Below are 20,469 nucleotides of genomic sequence, written 5' to 3'. Positions count from 1 at the left end.
TGTGTTGTTTTATGTATTTGTATTTAAAACTTTATAGTTTTTATGATTTACAATTGTTCGATCAAATTCAAAAGTACCACCGCTTACATTTGTAATTTCAACTAAGACCGATTCAGTATAAAGTTTTAGTACAGATCCTGTAATCTTTAAATTGTTTCGTTGAAAAAGTATAGTATCCCCTACGTTTGCTTTCATAGTACCTCCTCATTAAAGACAGAAATATTTTTTTATTATATATATTAAACCACGGATAGATATATTAGTGAATATTTAGTTTTATTTATTGGGAAAAAATTTGTGATTTTATAAAAAATAAGGTGAATCGAAGTATAAAAAATTTTTCTAGTGTATTTAATCAGTAGTTTTTTGTATTTCATCCTTCGTTTTTTGTAACTGATTCCATGTTTTTGACGCTCTGTATTGTAAGTGCTTACATAAACAGAAACATCTTATACAATGAAGGTGTCAAATCAAAAGAGGTGACCAAAATGAACATAAAAAAAGTAAATTTAGCGAATAGCATTGAAATAGAAAGAGGAGGCGGAAAGATATGAAAAAATCAACTGTTAATCCATGGTTTGTTGTCCTTGGCACAGTTATAGTACAAATGGGGCTTGGAACGATATATACATGGAGTTTATTCAATCAGCCTTTAGTTAGTAAATACGGTTGGAGTCTTAACGCTGTTGCGATAACTTTCTCAATTACTAGTCTTTCTTTAGCATTTTCAACTTTATTTGCGAGTAAATTGCAAGAAAAATGGGGACTTCGTAAACTTATTATGATAGCTGGATTAGCATTAGGACTAGGGTTAATACTTAGTTCACAAGCGTCTTCATTAATATTGCTTTATGCACTAGCAGGAGTTGTTGTAGGTTATGCAGATGGTACAGCATATATCACTTCACTATCAAATTTAATAAAGTGGTTTCCAGAGCGTAAAGGTCTAATTGCTGGTATTTCTGTCTCTGCATATGGTTCAGGTAGCTTAATCTTTAAATACGTTAACGCACAGTTGATTGAATCAGTTGGTGTATCGCAAGCATTTATATACTGGGGTTTAATTGTTACAGCTATGATTGTAATTGGTGCTTGTTTAATCCATCAAGCTGCAGATCAAGGAGCAGTTCATGAAACAAAAACTAAGGAATACACAACGAAAGAAATGTTAGGCACAAAACAAGTATACTTATTATTTATCATGTTATTTACATCATGTATGAGTGGCTTATACTTAATTGGTATGGTAAAAGACATTGGTGTTCAACTTGTAGGACTTAGCGCAGCAACAGCAGCTAATGCGGTGGCTATGGTTGCAATCTTCAATACATTAGGTCGTATCATTTTAGGACCGTTATCGGATAAAATTGGGCGTTTAAAAATCGTTACTGGTACTTTTGTTGTTATGGCGAGTTCAGTATTAGTTCTAAGTTTTGTAGATTTAAATTACGGTATATACTTCGTATGTGTAGCAAGTGTAGCGTTTTGCTTTGGTGGAAATATCACTATTTTCCCAGCTATTGTTGGTGATTTCTTCGGTATGAAAAACCATAGTAAGAACTACGGAATTGTGTATCAAGGATTTGGATTCGGGGCGCTTGCAGGTTCCTTTATCGGTGCACTTCTAGGTGGATTCAAACCAACGTTCATGGTGATCGGTGTATTATGTGTCGTGTCATTCATTATCGCAATTTTAATTCAAGCACCTAAACAGAAAAAAGAACACGAAGAAGAGTATCGCAGCGTAGCGTAAGTATACAAATCTTCTATAACGCTATGATTACGAAAAAGCATCCTATTCTATTAATTAGGATGCTTTTTTTATGAGTTATTTTAACAAGGTTAAATTACTTTTGGGATTTTTATAGATGTAAAAGTGAGTGGGATATATTAGAATATAATGAATTGATACATCGCGTTTAAAATATATATTAAATCTTAAATGATAAAGAAGACATTCGTTAGTATTTGTAAGATATATTTTCAGAAAAATATTGAGAAAATATATACTTGAGTTTTTCATAAAGCATTGTAAATGAACGTATCTCTAGTTTGTCTTCTTCAATTTTAAAAAGAGGATTTGGAATTTTATTTATAATATAAGTACATTTAATACGTTTACATATGATTTTATTAAGAAGCATTAAAATACTTTGTCTGAAAAATAAAAAAAGATTGACAAGTTTATTGAGAAACATTATCATTTCGGTGTAAGATAGTAAATGAAAAACATTATCAATAAAATGGATTTTAAAGTAATGCGCACTTGACCAATTAGTTTAGTAAGTGTATTATTTTTTACAACACCACTGATAATGAAAATCAATATCAGTGGTGTTACTTAATGAAATTAATGTTTATGTGAAAGGATAGAGAAAATGAACTTAGGGGAATTTGATGGGAAAACAGTTTTAGTAACAGGTGCAGCACAAGGCATAGGCAGTGTTGTTGCCAAAATGTTTTTAGAAAGAGGAGCCACAGTTATTGCGGTTGATCAAAATGAAGAGGGGTTAAATGTACTCTTAAATCAAAATGAATTAAATAATACACGTATGAAAACGTTTCGTTTAGATGTGAGTGATAGCGCTGCTGTTGAAGACATGGTAAATCATATTGCAAATGAAATAGCGCCAATAGATATTTTAATAAATGTTGCAGGGGTTTTACGTATGGGACCAATTCATTCGTTAAGTGATGAAGATTGGAATAAAACATTCTCTGTAAATACTACAGGGGTTTTCAATATGTCCCGAGCGGTAAGTAAAAATATGATGTTAAGAAAATCAGGGGCAATTGTTACAGTCGGTTCAAATGCGGCAAATACGCCGAGAATGGAGATGGCTGCGTATGCTGCGTCAAAGGCTGCAACGACGATGTTTATGAAATGTTTAGGACTAGAGCTTGCGGCATACAATATACGCTGCAACTTAGTTTCTCCAGGTTCTACTGAAACTGAGATGCAAAGATTACTATGGGCTGATGAGAATGGAGCTAAAAATATAATTGCTGGTTCTCAAAATACATATAGACTCGGAATTCCATTACAAAAAATTGCACAACCTTCAGAAGTTGCTGAAGCAGTGTTATTTTTAGCCTCAGATAGAGCAAGTCATATTACAATGCACAATTTATGTGTCGATGGCGGTGCTACGTTAGGAGTTTAATAAAAATTCAGGAGGTTATTATATTATGAATGAACATATAGCTGTAAAGGAATTGTCAGAAAAACTTTTAGAAGATTATAAGACTGAATCTTCATTCTTTTTCGCTTCACCAACTCGAACTATATTAGCAGAAGGAGAGTTTACTACAGTAAAGCATCGTGAAATTGAAAATTTCCCAGAGCTTGTGCAAGCGACATTAAGTAACGCGAAACAAGCTGGAAATCCAAATCCTATCGTTGTGGGTGCTTTGCCATTTGATCGTAGAAAAGAAGTCCAACTTATCGTACCAGAATATAGTAGGATTTCTGAGCGTTTACAATTGGATACAACAAATCAGCTTGAAACAAATGAGAACGTAACATTTGAAATGACGCCAGTACCAGACCCTGAAGTTTATATGAATGGTGTGAAGCAAGGAATTAAAAAAATACAGGACGGTGATTTAAAGAAAATCGTTCTATCTAGATCGTTAGATGTTAAATCTTCCGAAAAAATTGATAAGCAAAAACTTCTGCGAGAATTAGCAGAACATAATAAGCATGGTTATACATTTGCTGTGAATTTACCGAAAGATGAAAAAGAGAACAGTAAGACGCTAATTGGAGCAAGTCCTGAATTACTTGTTTCACGTAATGGTATGCAAGTTATTTCTAATCCGTTAGCTGGTTCAAGGCCACGTAGTGAGGACCCAGTAGAAGATAAAAGAAGAGCAGAGGAATTACTTTCTTCTCCAAAAGATTTACATGAACATGCGGTAGTAGTTGAAGCGGTTGCCGCTGCACTTCGTCCGTATTGTCATACATTACATGTTCCAGAAAAGCCATCAGTTATTCATAGTGAAGCGATGTGGCATTTGTCTACAGAAGTGAAAGGTGAACTGAAGGATCCAAATACTTCTTCTTTACAATTAGCAATTGCCCTTCATCCTACGCCAGCAGTTTGCGGAACTCCGATGGAAAAAGCAAGAGAGGCTATACAGCATATTGAGCCATTTGACCGCGAGTTCTTTACAGGAATGCTAGGATGGAGCGATTTAAATGGAGATGGAGAATGGATTGTTACAATTCGTTGTGCTGAAGTACAAGAAAATACACTGCGTTTATATGCAGGAGCTGGAGTTGTTGCTGAGTCAAAACCAGAAGATGAGTTAGCAGAAACATCAGCTAAGTTCCAAACAATGCTAAAAGCTTTAGGGTTAAGAGATAGTTCACTTAATGAAAAATAGGGGGAAGAAAGAATGCTAGTAGGTTATACAGAATGGCCAAAAGAATTTGCCGATCATTATCGAGATGAAGGATGTTGGCTTGGTGAAACATTTGGAGGAGTGTTAAGAGAGCGGGCTGAGAAATATGGAGATCGAATCGCGGTTGTAAGTGGTAAGAAGCATATAACATATAGTGAACTTGATAAAAATGCAGATCGTTTAGCAGCAGGTTTACTGAATTTAGGAATAAAGAAAGAGGACAGAGTTGTAATCCAGTTACCTAACATTATCGAGTTTTTCGAAATATGTTTTGCACTATTTCGAATTGGAGCGCTTCCTGTCTTTGCACTACCTTCACATCGAAGCAGTGAAATTAGTTATTTTTGTGAGTTTGGCGAGGCGAGCGCTTACGTTATTTCAGATAAGGCTCTCGGTTTTGATTATCGAAAACTAGCAAGAGAAGTGAAAGAGAAAGTGCCAACTTTACAACGTGTAATTGTAGTGGGGGAAGAAGAAGAGTTTGTGAACATAAATGATCTGTATATGGATCCCGTCTCATTACCAGAAGTTCAGCCAAGTGATGTTGCATTTCTCCAATTATCAGGAGGGACAACAGGTCTTTCTAAATTAATTCCTAGAACACATGATGACTATATTTATAGTTTACGTGTAAGCGCTGAAATTTGTAATTTGAATGCAGAAAGCGTCTATATGGCAGTTCTTCCAGTAGCACACAATTACCCAATGAGTTCTCCAGGGACATTTGGAACTTTCTATGCGGGTGGAAAAGTGGTATTGGCAACTGGTGGTAGTCCAGATGAGGCATTTGCTCTTATTGAAAAAGAAAAAGTTACAATTACAGCGCTCGTTCCGCCATTAGCAATGATTTGGCTTGATGCTGCATCTTCTCGTAATACCGATTTATCGAGCCTAGAGGTTATTCAAGTAGGTGGTGCTAAGTTTAGCGCTGAGGTTGCAAGACGTATACGCCCTACATTTGGATGTACGTTACAGCAAGTATTCGGTATGGCGGAAGGATTAGTGAACTATACAAGATTAGACGATCCGGAAGAAATTATTATTCATACACAAGGTAGACCAATGTCTGCACTCGATGAAGTACGAGTTGTTGATGAAAATGACAACGATGTACAACCTGGCGAAGTAGGTAGTTTATTAACAAGAGGTCCATATACAATTCGTGGTTACTATAAAGCTGAAGAGCATAATGCACGATCATTTACAAAGGATGGATTTTATCGCACAGGCGATCTTGTAAAAGTAAATGAAAAAGGATACATCATTGTAGAAGGAAGAGATAAAGATCAAATTAACCGTGGTGGTGAGAAAGTTGCTGCGGAAGAAGTTGAAAATCATTTATTAGCACACGATGCGGTCCATGACGTAGCAATTGTATCTATGCCTGACGATTATTTAGGTGAACGCACCTGTGCTTTTGTTATAGCTCGCGGACAAGTTCCGGCAGTAAGTGAATTAAAAATGTTTTTAAGAGAACGTGGTATAGCGGCTTATAAAATTCCAGATCGAATTGAATTTATTGAATCATTCCCGCAAACAGGAGTCGGAAAAGTCAGCAAAAAAGAACTACGTAAAGTCATTGCTGAAAAACTTATTACAGTAAAACAATAATAAAAACCGGAAGGAAGTGATTAGATGGCTATCCCATCTATTTCAGTATATAAAATGCCAATTGAATCAGAACTACCAAAAAATAAAGTGAATTGGACACCAGACCCGAAACGTGCAGTACTTTTAATTCATGACATGCAAGAATATTTTCTTGATGCATATAGCGATAAAGAATCACCAAAAGTAGAACTTATTTCAAATATTAAAATGATAAGAGAAAAATGTAAACAACTTGGTATACCAGTTGTTTATACAGCGCAACCTGGTGGACAAACGTTAGAACAAAGAGGTTTATTACAAGACTTTTGGGGTGACGGTATTCCTGCTGGACCAGATAAAAAGAAAATTGTTGATGAACTTACTCCTGATGAGGATGATATATTCCTAACAAAATGGAGATATAGTGCATTTAAAAAGACAAATCTATTAGAAATTTTAAATGAAAAAGGAAGAGATCAACTCATTATTTGCGGTATTTATGCGCATATTGGATGCCTTTTAACAGCTTGTGAAGCATTTATGGATGGTATAGAGCCGTTCTTTGTAGCAGATGCAGTTGCTGATTTTTCACTAGAGCATCATAAACAAGCATTGGAGTATGCATCTAATAGATGCGCAGTAACGACATCAACAAACCTACTGTTAAAAGATTTACAAAGTGTAAAAGGTGATGAGAGTGAAGGAATCACTATACAGCAAGTACATGAACTAGTTGCACAACTACTTCGTGAGTCAGTAGAGAGTATTGATATTGATGAGGACTTATTAAATAGAGGGCTTGATTCGGTCAGAATTATGAGTTTAGTAGAGAAGTGGCGTCGTGAAGGAAAAGAAATCACGTTTGCAGATTTAGCAGAACGTCCAACTGTTGCAGGTTGGTACAGCTTACTATCTTCACAAACAGCACAGGTGCTGTAACAAATAGACTACATAATAAAGGGGTAGTAAAGAATGCCTAACAGTCAAAAGATTCGTCATTCGTTATCATCTGCGCAGTCTGGTATGTGGTTTGCGCAACAATTAGATCCGCTTAATCCGATATATAATACTGGGGAATATGTAGAAATAAACGGGAATATTCATCAAGACATTTTTGAATTAGCTGTACGTAAAGTTGTAATGGAAGCGGAAGCACTTCACGTTCGCTTCGAAGAGGATGAAATTGGCCCATGGCAAGTTATTGAAGAATCACAGTTTCATATGCATTTTATTGACGCTCGGAAAGAAGAAAACCCTGAAGAAGCTGCTAAAGTATGGATGAAAAATGATTTATCTATACCAGTCAATTTGAAAAAAGATACATTATTTACTGAAGCACTTATTCAAGTTGAAAATAATCGTTTCTTTTGGTATCAGCGCATCCATCACATTGTGATGGATGGCTATGGATTTTCACTTCTTAGCCAAAAGGTAGCGAATGAGTATACATCACTTATAGAAGAAACAAACAAGAGTGAAAAGCTATTTGGTTCTCTTGCAAAAGTCGTGCAAGAAGATATCGAGTATCGTGAGTCTAAACAATTTCAGGAAAATCGTACTTTTTGGTTAGAAAAGTTTGCAGATGCCCCAGAAGTTGTAAGTTTGGCAGAACGAGCACCGAGAACATCAAATGGATTTTCACGAGAAACAGCTTATTTATCTAGTTCTAGCACGAAAACTTTACTAGAAGATATCAATATTTCGTTAACAAGTTGGCCGGAATTCATTGTGGCTGTAACAAGTATTTATATGCATAAATTAACAGGTGAAAATGATATTGTTTTAGGTTTACCGATGATGGGACGTCTAGGTTCTGTATCTATTCATACACCAAGTATGGTAATGAATTTAGTTCCACTTCGTATCACAGTAACTCCAAATATAACTCTTGCGGAATTATTGCAGCAAGTTTCTAAAGAAATCCGAGATGTACGTCGCCATTATAAATACCGTCATGAGGAATTAAGAAGAGACTTAAAGTTACTAGGTGAAAATCAAAGGTTGTTTGGACCGTTAGTGAATGTTATGCCTTTTGATTACGGGCTTAATTTTGCTGGAAATCGTGGTATTACGCATAACTTATCAGCAGGACCTGTAGATGATTTATCGATAAATGTATATAAACGTTTTGATCAAAATGAGCTAATGATTCATTTTGATGCGAATCCCGAAGTATATAATGGCGCAGAGCTAGCATTGCATAAAGAAAGATTTATGAATCTATTTGAATTAGTAATAAATAATTATGAGAAAAACGAGCCGATTGGAAAAATAAACATTACTCTGCCTGAAGAAAATCATAAAGTTTTATTGGAATGGAATGAAACGAAGGAAGACGATGAGTTAATCAGTTTACCTATATCATTTGAAAAACAAGTGCAAAAAAATCCAAATAAACTAGCGATTACTTGTGACGGTGTAATCCTTACGTATAAAGAGCTAAATGAACGAGCAAATGAACTAGCACATTATTTAGTAGAAGAAGGAATACGACCAAATCAGTTTGTAGCTTTAGTATTCCCTAGATCAATAGAAATGGTAGTTAGTATGCTAGCAGTCTTAAAGGCTGGTGCAGCGTATTTACCAATAGATCCAGAATACCCAGCAGAAAGAGTTAATTATATAGTAAATGATGCAAAACCAGTTTGTATCATAACACATTCATCTGTTTCATCTAAGTTAGTTATAGAAAAGGATATGAAAAAAATTGTATTAGATGACGAAGAAACGAAACTAGCGTTACATACATATTCTCGTATGAATATAGCATGTAAGAATGATGTATCACTTTTAAACCCAGCCTATACAATATATACTTCAGGCTCAACAGGAAACCCAAAAGGTGTAATTGTTCCTATGAGAGGTTTAAGTAACTTTTTAATGGCTATGCAGCAAAAGTTTTCATTAAATGAAAATGATCATTTATTAGCAGTTACAACGTTTGCGTTTGATATTTCTGCTCTAGAAATTTATTTACCTCTTATTAGTGGTGCAAGTTTAACAATTGCGCAAAAAGAAGACATACAAGAGCCATCAGCATTAACGACACTTTTACAAGAAGAAAGAGTGACAATTATGCAGGCTACACCGACGCTTTGGCAGGCGTTAGTAACTGATTATCCAGAGAAGCTACAAGGGCTAAATATACTTGTTGGTGGTGAAGCTCTCCCAGCGCATTTAGCAAATAAATTAAAAGAATTAGGTTGTTCAATAACTAATTTATATGGACCAACTGAAACGACGATTTGGTCTACTTTCATGAACATTGATGAAGGTGAAAAGGGTATACCACCTATTGGAAAGCCAATTTGCAATACAGAAGTGTATGTATTGGATGCAGGGCTACAACCAGTTCCACCTGGAATTATTGGTGAATTATATATTGCAGGGGAAGGACTTGCAAGCGGATATTTAGGAAAACCTGAGTTAACAGCTGAACGGTTTGTTGCAAATCCTTATGGAGAATCAGGGAAGCGCATGTACCGTACAGGAGATCTTGTGAAATGGCGTAGTGATGGTGCGTTAGAGTACATTAGTCGCGCAGATCATCAAATTAAAATTCGTGGATTCCGAATTGAATTAGCTGAAATTGAAACGGTATTACAACGACATGAAAATATTCAACAAGCGGTAGTAATGGTACGAGAAGATCGTGCAAATGATAAACGCATCATTGCGTATATCGTTGCAGAAGAAAAGGAACCGATTAATCTTTCAGAAATTCGTTCTTATGTTTCAGAAAGTTTAGCGAATTATATGATACCATCGGCATTTGTTGTGCTAGAAGAATTACCATTAACGCCAAATGGTAAGGTTGACAGAAAGAAATTACCTGCTCCTGATTTTAATGGAATGAACAACGAGAGAGTTGCTAGAAATCCGAAAGAAGAAATATTATGTGATTTATTTGCAGAAGTACTTGGTGTTTCTCGAATTAGCATTGATGATAATTTCTTTGAAATGGGTGGACATTCACTTCTCGCATCTCGTTTAATGGCAAGAATTCGTGAAACGTTAAGTGTGGAATTAGGAATTGGGAAACTATTTGAATCACCAACTGTTGCCGAACTGGCGAAACAATTAAACCATGCAAAAAGCGCAAGACCAGCTATTCAGAAAGCAATTAGGCCAAATGAAGTTCCACTTTCATTTGCACAGCGCAGGTTATGGTTCTTAAATTGTTTAGAAGGTCCAAGTCCTACTTATAATATTCCGCTAGTCATTCGTATGAATGGAATATTGAATCGGGAAGCATTACAAGGTGCTTTTTATGATGTAGTTGAGAAACATGAAACACTTAGAACAATTTTCCCTAACGTATTAGGTAGTTCCTATCAGAAAATTTTAGATATGGAAAATTTAAATCTAGAAATGGTTATAACTAATACATGTAAAGATGAATTAGAAAGTGTACTTTCAGAGGCGGTAAGATATAGCTTTAACCTCGATATTGAGCCGGCAGTTCGTTTGCAACTTTTTACAGTGAGTGAAAACGAACATGTATTATTAATTTTATTACATCATATTGTAGGTGATGGCTGGTCATTACAGCCGTTAACGAGAGATTTTACAGCGGCGTATAAAGCACGATGTCAAGGTGACAGAGTTCAGCTGGAGACACTACCAGTTCAATACGCAGATTATGCACTTTGGCAACAGCAATTGCTAGGTGATGAAACGACACCAGAGAGTCTTATTTCAACACAATTAGATTTTTGGAAAGAAGAACTTAAAGGTTTACCAGACCAAATGGAGTTACCTACAGATTTCCAGCGTCCAATTGAGACGAGTTACCGCGGGGAAACAATTCATTTTCATATAGATGAAGGTATGCATAGTAGGTTAGTAGAGCTTGCACGTAAAAATGGAGTTAGTTTGTTTATGGTATTGCAAGCAGGGCTTAGTGCACTATTTACAAGATTAGGTGCAGGCACTGATATACCAATTGGAAGTCCGATTGCTGGAAGAAATGATGATGTACTTTCAGATATCGTTGGTTTATTTGTAAATACATTAGTGTTACGTACAAATACGTCAGGAGATCCAAGTTTTAAAGAATTATTAAATAGAGTGAAGCAGGTAAATCTTGCAGCTTATGAAAATCAAGATGTTCCATTTGAAAGGCTTGTTGAAGTGTTAAATCCAGTACGTACTCGAAACAGCCACCCGTTGTTTCAAGTTATGTTAGCTTTTCAAAATACACCAGAAGCAACGTTTAATGCACCCGATTTAGAAGCGAGCCTTGAAATTCAAAGCGTTGGTTCTGCAAAATTTGATTTAACATTTGAAATTAGTGAGAGTAACGAGGTTGATGGTACTCCGAACGGTTTATATGGATTACTAGAGTTTAGTACCGATTTATATAAACGTGAAACGGTTCAAAAACTAATAGAACGATTCATTTTGTTATTAGATGATGCAGCTACAAATCCGGATCAATCAATTGGCAGATTAGAAATATTAACTGTAGCAGAGAAAAATACAGTGTTAGAAAAGTGGAATGGTGGTTTTCAAATTGCACCAGAAATGACATTGCCACAATTGTTTGAAAAGCAGGCTCATATAAATCCAAATTCTATAGCTGTTGTCTTTGAAAATAAGAAATTAACTTATGAAGAGTTAAATAGAAAAGCAAATAAAATAGCTCGATTCCTAATAGCAAAAGGGATTGGTCCTGATCAACTCGTTGCTTTAGCGATGCCAAGATCATTAAACATGGTTGTAAGCTTATTAGCTGTTCTTAAAGCTGGTGCCGGATACCTTCCGTTAGATCCAGATTACCCAGCAGACCGCATTTCATTTATGCTACACGATGCGAAACCATCATGTGTTTTAACGAATTCAGAAGTGGAAATTGAATGTGATGAGGCACTAAAAGTTTTAGTTGATGATGTGAAAGTAATAGCAGAAGTTGAGAAATATAGTGATGACAATATTGATGAAGTGGAACGAATTAAGCTATTATCTCCATCACATATTGCTTACGTTATTTATACGTCAGGCTCAACGGGTAGACCGAAAGGCGTTATGATACCTCATCAAAATGTAGTAAGACTTTTAGGAGCAACTGATCATTGGTTCCAGTTTGACGGAAACGATGTTTGGACGATGTTCCATTCATACGCTTTTGATTTCTCGGTTTGGGAAATTTGGGGACCTTTATTATACGGAGGGCGTTTAGTTGTAGTGCCACATACTGTAAGTCGCTCACCGAAAGAATTTTTACAGCTTCTTGTTAAAGAAAAGGTTACGGTTTTAAACCAAACTCCATCAGCGTTCTATCAATTGATGCAAGCAGATCGTGAAAATGAAGAGATTGGCCAAAAATTATCTTTACGATATGTTGTTTTTGGAGGAGAAGCACTTGAGCTAAGTCGCTTAGAAGATTGGTATAGTCGACATCCTCATAACGCACCAAAGCTTATTAATATGTACGGTATTACGGAGACGACAGTACATGTTAGTTATATTGAATTAGATGAAACTATCGTCTCTTTACGAGCAAATAGTTTAATTGGGTGCAGTATACCTGACCTTAAAGTGTATGTGTTAGACAACTATTTACAACCAGTGCCACCTGGAGTAGTTGGAGAAATGTATGTTGCAGGTGCAGGGCTTGCGCGTGGATATTTAGGAAGAGCAGGATTAACGGCTGAACGCTTTATCGCAGATCCATTTGGAAAGCCAGGTACAAGAATGTATCGTACAGGAGACTTAGCTCGCTGGCGTAAAGATGGGACGCTAGATTATATAGGACGTGCAGATCATCAAATAAAAATTCGTGGATTCCGAATTGAATTAGGAGAAATAGAAGCAGTCATAATGAAGCACCCTAAAGTTGAGCAAGTAGCCGTTATTGTACGGGAAGATCAACCAGGGGATAAACGGTTAGTTTCTTATATCGTTGCATCAAATAATGAAGCGATTGATACGAATGAAATGCGTCAGTTTGCTAGTGGTAGTTTACCAGATTATATGGTTCCATACGCTTTTGTAGTAGTAAATGAGTTACCTTTAACTCCAAACGGTAAGTTAGATAGAAAGGCATTGCCAGCTCCAGAATTTATCGCATCATCTTCTAGTCGTGGTCCAAGAACACCGCAAGAAGAAATGTTATGTGACTTGTTTACAGAAGTGCTAAGTGTACCTCAAATTGGAATTGATGACGGATTCTTTGATCTTGGTGGCCATTCACTCCTTGCAGTGCAGCTTATGAGCCGCATTAAAGAGGCGCTTGGAGTGGAACTAAACATTGGTACTTTATTTGCAGCACCGACTGTTGCAGGGGTAGCTGAAAGACTTGAGATGGGGAATGGTCAAAGTGCACTTGATGTGTTGCTTCCATTACGAGCAAGCGGGGATCAATTACCACTATTTTGTGTACATCCAGCAGGTGGATTAAGTTGGTGCTATGCAGGACTTATGAAATCTTTAGGAACAGATTATCCAATCTATGGTGTACAAGCACGTGGTATCGCTAAAAATGAAGAACTTCCAAAAAGTTTAGAGGAGATGGCGGCGGATTACTTGAAACACGTTCGTGAAGTACAGCCTCATGGACCATATCGTTTATTAGGTTGGTCGCTTGGAGGAAATGTTGTGCATGCAATGGCGGCGCAACTACAAAATGAAGGGGAAGAAGTAGAATTACTCGTTATGCTTGATTCTTATCCTGGACACTTCTTACCGAATACGGAAGCGCCTACTGAAGAGGAAGCGTTAATCGCATTACTCGCTTTAGGCGGATATGACCCAGATAACATGGATGGTAAACCACTTACAATGGAAAGTGCAGTTGAAATCCTTCGTAAAGATGGAAGTGCATTAGCAAGTCTTGAAGAAGAGACTATATTGAACTTGAAAGAAACATATGTAAATTCAGTAGGGTTGTTAGGGAAATATGTACCGAAAGTTTATAGCGGAGACATCTTATTCTTTAGATCTACTGTTATACCAGACTGGTTTGATCCTATTTCTCCAAATACGTGGTTAAATTATTTAGATGGGCAAATTGTGCAGCATGATATTGACTGTAGACATAAAGATTTATGTCAGCCAGGTCCACTTACGGAAATTGGACAAGTATTAGCGAAATATTTGCAGAATAAGAAAGGGGTAAGTAGAGTATGACGAATCCATTTGAAAATGATAATTACACATATAAAGTATTAATAAATGAGGAGGGCCAGTATTCTCTCTGGCCTGCTTTTCTCGATGTACCTATTGGCTGGAGTGTCGTATATGAAGAAGCTAGTAGGCAGAGTTGCTTAGAATATGTTGAATATAACTGGAAAGATTTGAATCCAAAAAGTAATCAAGTTCGTGAAAAAACATTAGCAGGAAAACGATAATGAAAGCAAAACTAAATCCAAAAGTAGTCGTAAGTATCGTTTATATAACTGCGATGTTTATGGCTGCGATGGATGCAACGATTGTAAATGTAGCACTACAAACGATAAGTAAAGAACTACAAGTACCTCCATCTGCAATGGGGACGGTTAATGTTGGGTATTTAGTTAGTTTAGCTGTTTTCCTTCCGATTTCTGGTTGGTTAGGAGATCGATTTGGTACGAAAAGAGTATTTTTAATTGCTCTTTTCGTATTTACAATTGCCTCTGCTTTATGCGGAATGGCTAACGATATTACTTCATTGAATATTTTCCGTATTATTCAAGGTGCTGGTGGAGGGCTTTTAACACCGGTCGGAATGGCGATGTTATTTCGAACATTTTCACCAGAGGAAAGACCGAAGATTTCTCGGTTCATTGTACTTCCAATTGCTGTAGCACCAGCAATTGGTCCTATCATCGGTGGTTTCTTTGTAGATCAAATGTCTTGGCGTTGGGCATTTTATATTAATCTACCGTTTGGAATCGTTGCATTGCTCTTTGGACTTCTATTTTTAGCAGAGCATGTTGAAAAATCAGCTGGTCGCTTTGATTCTCTCGGCTTTATTTTATCAGCACCAGGATTTGCGATGCTCATATATGCACTCAGCCAGGGACCATCAAAAGGGTGGATTTCTCCAGAAATTATGAGTACTGGGATAGCTGGGGTTGTATTCATTACATTGTTTATAATCGTAGAACTGAAAGTAAAGCAACCGATGTTAGATTTACGCTTATTAAAAGAACCAGTCTTTAGAAAGATGAGCCTTATATCATTATTTTCATCAGCTGGTTTACTAGGAATGTTATTTGTTTTTCCACTTATGTATCAAAATGTGATAGGAGTTTCCGCGCTAGAATCAGGACTTACGACATTTCCAGAGGCGATTGGATTAATGATTTCTTCACAAATTGTGCCATGGTCATATAAGAAATTAGGAGCTCGAAAGGTAATTTCTATAGGATTAATTTGTACGGCGATTATCTTTGTTTTATTAAGTTTTGTAAATCACGATACGAATCCGTGGCAAATTCGGGCATTATTGTTTGGTATCGGTATTTTCTTAGGTCAATCTGTCGGTGCGGTTCAATTTTCTGCCTTTAACAATATCACGCCGCCTTCCATGGGGAGAGCGACTACTATATTCAATGTGCAAAATCGATTAGGTTCAGCGATAGGAGTAGCTGTTTTAGCTAGTATACTAGCTGGTTTTGGAAGTAATAACGTTCAATCCGATTTTTTACCATATCAAGCAGCATTAATTGGATCAGCAATATTTTTGCTCATAGCACTACTATTTTCTTTACGTATTTCCGATAAAGAGGTAATGTCAAATAAGAAAGAAAAAACATTATCTGTATCAAAAAAAGAGAAAGCACTCGTCAATGAATAACAATATACGTATGCTTTTTTATGAAAATTGATATTCGTTGAATAAAGGAGAGTTTACATGATAGAAAGTAAAGTTGCAGATTCTGTTCCAACTTTGAATGAGAATGATTGTCAAATATGGTGGGCAAGAATTTCAGATTTACAATCATGGCATTACAATTTACTAAATGATATAGAGCGAGAGAAAGCAAATTCGTATCATCATTCGGCAGATCGAGCTCGTTTTATAATAGGTTGCGTAATTAGTAGATTAGTTCTCGGCAAAATACTTTCTATGTCACCAGTCCAAGTACCAATTGATCGAATGTGCTCAGTATGTAAATTGCAACATGGTAGACCACAATTACCAGAAGGTATGCCGCAATTATCTGTTTCGCATTCAGGTGAGTGGGTTGTCGTTGCATTTACAAAATCTGCACCTGTTGGCATAGATGTAGAACAAATGAATCCAAATGTAGATGTTATGAAAATGGCAGAAGGTGTATTAACAGACATTGAAATAGTGCAAGTTATGAAACTACCAAATGAACAGAAAATAGAAGGTTTTTTAACATATTGGACTCGAAAAGAAGCGGTGCTGAAAGCGACAGGCGAAGGACTATTGATTCCACCAGTACATATTACAGTATCAGCTCCAAATACTCCTCCAAAATTGTTAGTTTTTAAAGATAAGCAAGAGTTGGCAGATAATACAATGATGGAAGATGTAAGGCCTAGTTTAGATTATATGGCTTCTGTTGCAGTATTCAGTAAGGAAGTGACTGAAATTACGCAATTAGACGCGGTAGCACTTTTAAATCTTAAATAAAAAAATTATAGAAGAGGTGTTCCTCATGTTAGTGGCGGAAAATAGAAAGAATGAATTCACTTATAACATACAAGCAATTAAAAATATTTTATTTTCTGGAGATACATCATCCATTCATGCTTTAGAAAAGCTTTTAAATGATACAGTTCAGTTTGATGTTCTTGAACAAGAGGCACTTGGTAGACAGTACATTCCGAAAGAAGCAAAGAATTTCTTTGATAAAGATGGAACATTTCTTTACCGTGTATCTAATGTTAGTTATAAAGGCAAGGTGTTATCTGAAAATCTAATTTTTGCAGACACTTCGTTTTTACCGGACGCAATAAAGAGTGAATTAGAGAGTGGAAATATTCCTGTTGAAAAGCTTATAGAAAAGATGGAAGTAAGAAGAAACGTATTATATGAAGGATATCAGCCATCTGGAAATATTATCGAATTGTTTGATGGATGTTCTGTTACAGCGAATGTGTATCCAACTAGAAAGTATCAAATTGTCAGTAACTGCAAATGTGTATTTTATATTTGTGAAGTGTATCATGCAGAGAATATAAAGCAATTGCTTAAATAAACAAGAAACCAGCCTATAAAATGGCTGGTTTCTTGTTTATTTAACAGCTTCTTTTAATTCTTTACCTGCTTTAAATGCAGGAACTTTACCAGCTGCGATTTGAATTTCTTCGCCAGTTTGCGGATTACGTCCTGTACGAGCAGATCTTTCGCGCACTTCAAAAGTTCCAAATCCGATTAATTGAACTTTATCGCCAGATTGTAATGCATTAGCAATTGTGTCAAATACGGATTGTACAGCTGCAGAAGCGTCCTTTTGAGAAATATCAGCTGATTGTGCTACGTTTTTAATTAATTCTGTTTTGTTCATGTTTTCACCTCATAAAAAAATTTTTGGAATGAATGTTTTAGTATAATAGATAGTAAAGATAAAGCTATCACTATGATTAGAAAGAATACTATATAATTATGTTAATTTCGTTGCAAGAGACTGAATCCCTTCTATTATTTGGGGATTAATTAAGAATCGATGCATATAAAAAGCTTTAGTATGAGGATGAGGGGGAGTATACGAATGATTTTTCGTGAAAAAAATGAGAAGGAAAGTATATTAATTCGTCAACATGATCATGGTTTTTTAGCTGGAGAGATTGCAAAGCATATAAAAGAACACTTTTTTGAAGGTAAAACATATTTAAAAGAAACAGTTGATGCAATATATGAGCATGACAGAGGATGGATAGAGCTTGATAAAGTACCAATTTTAAATGATGCTAAAAATATTCCATATACATTTATGGATTGTCCAAGCCCATTACGTTTTGTTTTTTATACGATTGGTTTGAATGAAATTGAAAATTCTAATCCATACGGGGCATTGCTTTGTAGTAAACATTTTTTATCATTTCCACTAAACGAGGAAGATGAAGAGATGATGTCATTTTATAAACATGAATTAGAACGACAAAAAAGAATCTTGAAAACGTTAACAAAGGAACAGTTTGCGATGTTCGATAAACATTATAGATTATTAAAGTTTTGTGATGAACTTTCTTTATACGTATGTATGAATAAGCCTGGTGTCAAAAAGAAAGATGAAATTGATTTATTTAAAGATGGTTTTGAAGGAACAGAAATGTTTAATAGTAAAGAGGAGAAACTTATTCAAGCTGAATGGGTGGATGAGGAAACAATTCGGATTACACCATTTCCATTTCAAACGGAATTTTATACGTATGTAAAATATAAAACGATAAATAAGCATGAAATGAAAGAAAAAGGGATTGCAAAGGCTGATAGAGAATCAGAAATGAAGAAACAAACCATTCGTTTCATACAATAAGGAGGTAATATAAATTGAAAGATTATATATTAAAACAGTGTGATTATCATGCTTGGGCTAATACAAGATTATTCAATCGATTAAAAGAGTTACCAAACTATGAGACCATTTTTAAGGAGCAGATACAGAGTGTATTTCCATCCATTAAGGATACTTTTGTGCATATTTATATTACAGATCAAGTGTGGTTACATATATTGCATGGTAAAAGTATGAATGAAGCAATACAAGACCGAGAAGATTTACGAAAACAAATTGAAACTAAATCGTTACATGAATTAGAAAAAATGTTTGAAAACATGGCAAATCAATATAAAGATTTTTTAATTACAATACAAGATGTGAATGCTGTATTTGTTATTGAGAATCCATATGTAGGGAAATTAGAAACTTCGATTTTAGAATTAGTGCAACATGTCGTAAATCATGGTACATATCATAGAGGAAATATAACAGCGATGATCCGTCAACTTGGTCATTCGTCGACAATGATGGATTTTGTACTGTATTTACATATGGTTAAAAAGCAGGGAGAGTAATATAGTTTGTAAGAAGGAGAGGCTTTAATTATAGAAGTCTCTCCTTCTATTTTATTCCGCATTCATGGTAGATCGACTGATTAAAGTTTTCTTAAGAAGCTTTATTTTCTTGTAATTGCTTAGCGTATTGTACAGCCTTATATGCATTGACTCTACCGTTTTTCCAGTACGTACCTGTACCACTAATTTTATCAGAAGTTGACTCAATAATTTGGCGAATTTGTGTATTACTATATCCTTGATTTGCTAAAAGAGCAGCGACTCCTGCAACATGAGGTGTTGCCATAGATGTACCACTTAATGATTGATACGTGCTTCCTTTATATGTTGAATATATATTTGAACCTGGTGCTGCAACATCTACCCAGCTACCATAAGTAGAAAATGAAGATTTTCTATCTGATTGATCTGTAGAACCAACTGCAATTACTTCGCTGTAATAAGCAGGGTAATTAGCTTTTGTATTTCCAGCATTTCCAGCAGCTGCAACTATAACAGAGCCTTTATTCCATGCATATTGAACGGCTTGTTGTAATGCAGTACCACCATTTGGAGCTCCTAAACTTAAACTAATTACTTTTGCACCCGAATCAGCAGCTTCTCGAATACCTTGCGCTACAGCATCAAGAGTACCACTTCCTTGATTATCTAATACGCGGACAGCATAAATTGAAGTTTGTGGGGCAACACCAGCAATTCCGACACTGTTATTCGTAAGTGCTCCAGTAATTCCAGCGCAATGTGTACCATGACCATTACCATCATCAGATGTATTGTCGTTATCAACATAATCATGCCCGTAAATTACTTTCGAAGCCAAATCAGGATGTGAACCTTGAACTCCTGTATCAATAATAGCTACTTTTACACCAGGATCACTTCGTTGGCTATCCCAAGCTTGTGGAGCTTGAATCTTTTGTAATCCATATTGATTTTTAAAATATGGGTCGTTTGGAGTCCAAAAGGCGTGAACGTAATAATTCGGTTCTGCATATTCTACATCTGGATTATTTTTATAACTCTTTATTTTTTCTTTTACAGTACCCTTTGAAAATTGTACGACTTCAAAACCTAACTTATCATCTTTAGATAAGACATTAGCTCCGACAGATTTATGAAAAGATTGCACATTACTTAAAGATGCATTTTGCTTGAACTTAACGATTAATTGGTTAGGAACGTAATCAGTAGATGATGTTTCAGCGCTTGAAGTATTTGTGTTAAAGAAGAAACCACCAATAATAAATGATAAAACAGATAGGAAAACAATGATTTTGTTTTTCAAAAGATTTTTCCTCCCTTTTCTTGGATGAGTTTTTCAGCGACACTTTAATGTCGCATTCCTTTTCAACTATATAGTTAGACCATACGATTTATGACATTTATGTGAAAAACTTTTGGAGGAATAAAAAGGAGTAAACATTGATATAAATATATTTTTAATGATAGTAATTAAGTAAAAGAGGGGATGAAAAAAGGAATGCTCATCATGTATG

15 protein-coding genes are annotated in these 20,469 nt (G+C 35.6%); 12 read left to right on the top strand and 3 right to left on the bottom strand.

What is annotated here, in order from left to right; genetic code table 11:
- Positions 1-9 precede the first annotated feature (9 nt).
- Positions 10-195: a YkvS family protein gene (locus OXT04_RS09575; protein WP_000646793.1), complete on the bottom strand. Its 186-nt coding sequence runs from the start codon at positions 193-195 to the stop codon at positions 10-12.
- 355 nt (positions 196-550) lie between these two features.
- On the opposite strand from OXT04_RS09575, the gene OXT04_RS09570 reads away from it, so the two are divergent.
- The 10 genes from OXT04_RS09570 (at position 551) to OXT04_RS09525 (ending at position 17,153) form a co-directional block, all read left to right on the top strand.
- Complete coding sequence (locus tag OXT04_RS09570) at positions 551-1,753, top strand: L-lactate MFS transporter (RefSeq protein ID WP_090976494.1); 1,203 nt, start codon at positions 551-553, stop codon at positions 1,751-1,753.
- Positions 1,754-2,378: 625 nt separating this feature from the next.
- Complete coding sequence (gene dhbA / locus OXT04_RS09565) at positions 2,379-3,164, top strand: 2,3-dihydro-2,3-dihydroxybenzoate dehydrogenase (protein ID WP_001048430.1); 786 nt, start codon at positions 2,379-2,381, stop codon at positions 3,162-3,164.
- Between the two features lie 25 nt (positions 3,165-3,189).
- Positions 3,190-4,389, top strand: coding sequence for an isochorismate synthase DhbC (gene dhbC / locus OXT04_RS09560; RefSeq protein ID WP_001002071.1), 1,200 nt, complete (start codon positions 3,190-3,192; stop codon positions 4,387-4,389).
- Between the two features lie 12 nt (positions 4,390-4,401).
- Positions 4,402-6,018, top strand: a complete 1,617-nt coding sequence (locus tag OXT04_RS09555; RefSeq protein ID WP_267414184.1) for a (2,3-dihydroxybenzoyl)adenylate synthase — start codon at positions 4,402-4,404, stop codon at positions 6,016-6,018.
- 24 nt (positions 6,019-6,042) lie between these two features.
- Positions 6,043-6,936 carry an isochorismatase family protein gene (locus tag OXT04_RS09550; RefSeq protein WP_071714333.1) on the top strand — a complete coding sequence of 298 codons (894 nt, stop codon included), beginning with the start codon at positions 6,043-6,045 and terminating at the stop codon, positions 6,934-6,936.
- Between the two features lie 33 nt (positions 6,937-6,969).
- Entirely contained in the window at positions 6,970-14,127 is a 7,158-nt protein-coding gene (locus tag OXT04_RS09545) for an amino acid adenylation domain-containing protein (RefSeq protein ID WP_267414183.1), read from the top strand.
- Positions 14,124-14,348, top strand: coding sequence for an MbtH family protein (locus OXT04_RS09540; RefSeq protein ID WP_000184060.1), 225 nt, complete (start codon positions 14,124-14,126; stop codon positions 14,346-14,348). Before OXT04_RS09545 ends, OXT04_RS09540 begins: the two co-directional genes overlap by 4 nt.
- Positions 14,348-15,778, top strand: a complete 1,431-nt coding sequence (locus tag OXT04_RS09535; protein ID WP_000644934.1) for an MDR family MFS transporter — start codon at positions 14,348-14,350, stop codon at positions 15,776-15,778. The genes OXT04_RS09540 and OXT04_RS09535 overlap by 1 nt, the downstream gene beginning before the upstream one ends.
- Positions 15,779-15,835: 57 nt before the next feature.
- The gene (gene sfp / locus OXT04_RS09530) at positions 15,836-16,585 is read left to right on the top strand and encodes a 4'-phosphopantetheinyl transferase Sfp (protein ID WP_000572987.1); all 750 of its coding nucleotides are present in this window, start codon (positions 15,836-15,838) and stop codon (positions 16,583-16,585) included.
- Positions 16,586-16,610: 25 nt separating this feature from the next.
- Positions 16,611-17,153: a hypothetical protein gene (locus OXT04_RS09525; protein ID WP_000959120.1), complete on the top strand. Its 543-nt coding sequence runs from the start codon at positions 16,611-16,613 to the stop codon at positions 17,151-17,153.
- A gap of 36 nt (positions 17,154-17,189) precedes the next feature.
- Here the strand turns inward: OXT04_RS09525 and OXT04_RS09520 are convergent, their stop codons facing one another.
- Positions 17,190-17,462, bottom strand: coding sequence for an HU family DNA-binding protein (locus OXT04_RS09520; RefSeq protein WP_001043905.1), 273 nt, complete (start codon positions 17,460-17,462; stop codon positions 17,190-17,192).
- Between the two features lie 204 nt (positions 17,463-17,666).
- Here OXT04_RS09520 and OXT04_RS09515 point away from each other — a divergent pair, with 204 nt between their 5' ends.
- Together OXT04_RS09515 and OXT04_RS09510 are read left to right on the top strand one after the other, a co-directional pair.
- Positions 17,667-18,434 (top strand): DUF3891 family protein, encoded by a 768-nt coding sequence (locus tag OXT04_RS09515; protein WP_000577301.1) that lies wholly within the window; start codon positions 17,667-17,669, stop codon positions 18,432-18,434.
- Between the two features lie 14 nt (positions 18,435-18,448).
- Positions 18,449-18,973 carry a DinB family protein gene (locus OXT04_RS09510; RefSeq protein WP_000656263.1) on the top strand — a complete coding sequence of 175 codons (525 nt, stop codon included), beginning with the start codon at positions 18,449-18,451 and terminating at the stop codon, positions 18,971-18,973.
- 91 nt (positions 18,974-19,064) lie between these two features.
- Here OXT04_RS09510 and OXT04_RS09505 read toward each other — a convergent pair whose 3' ends face one another.
- Positions 19,065-20,258 (bottom strand): S8 family peptidase, encoded by a 1,194-nt coding sequence (locus tag OXT04_RS09505; RefSeq protein WP_000790932.1) that lies wholly within the window; start codon positions 20,256-20,258, stop codon positions 19,065-19,067.
- Positions 20,259-20,469: the final 211 nt, after the last annotated feature.

This window comes from Bacillus sp. GC_Bacil_1 (assembly GCF_026540675.1).
Taxonomy (GTDB): domain Bacteria; phylum Bacillota; class Bacilli; order Bacillales; family Bacillaceae_G; genus Bacillus_A; species Bacillus_A cereus.
Note: the sequence above shows the minus strand (reverse complement) of the source record. Positions and strands in the feature narration are given on the sequence as shown.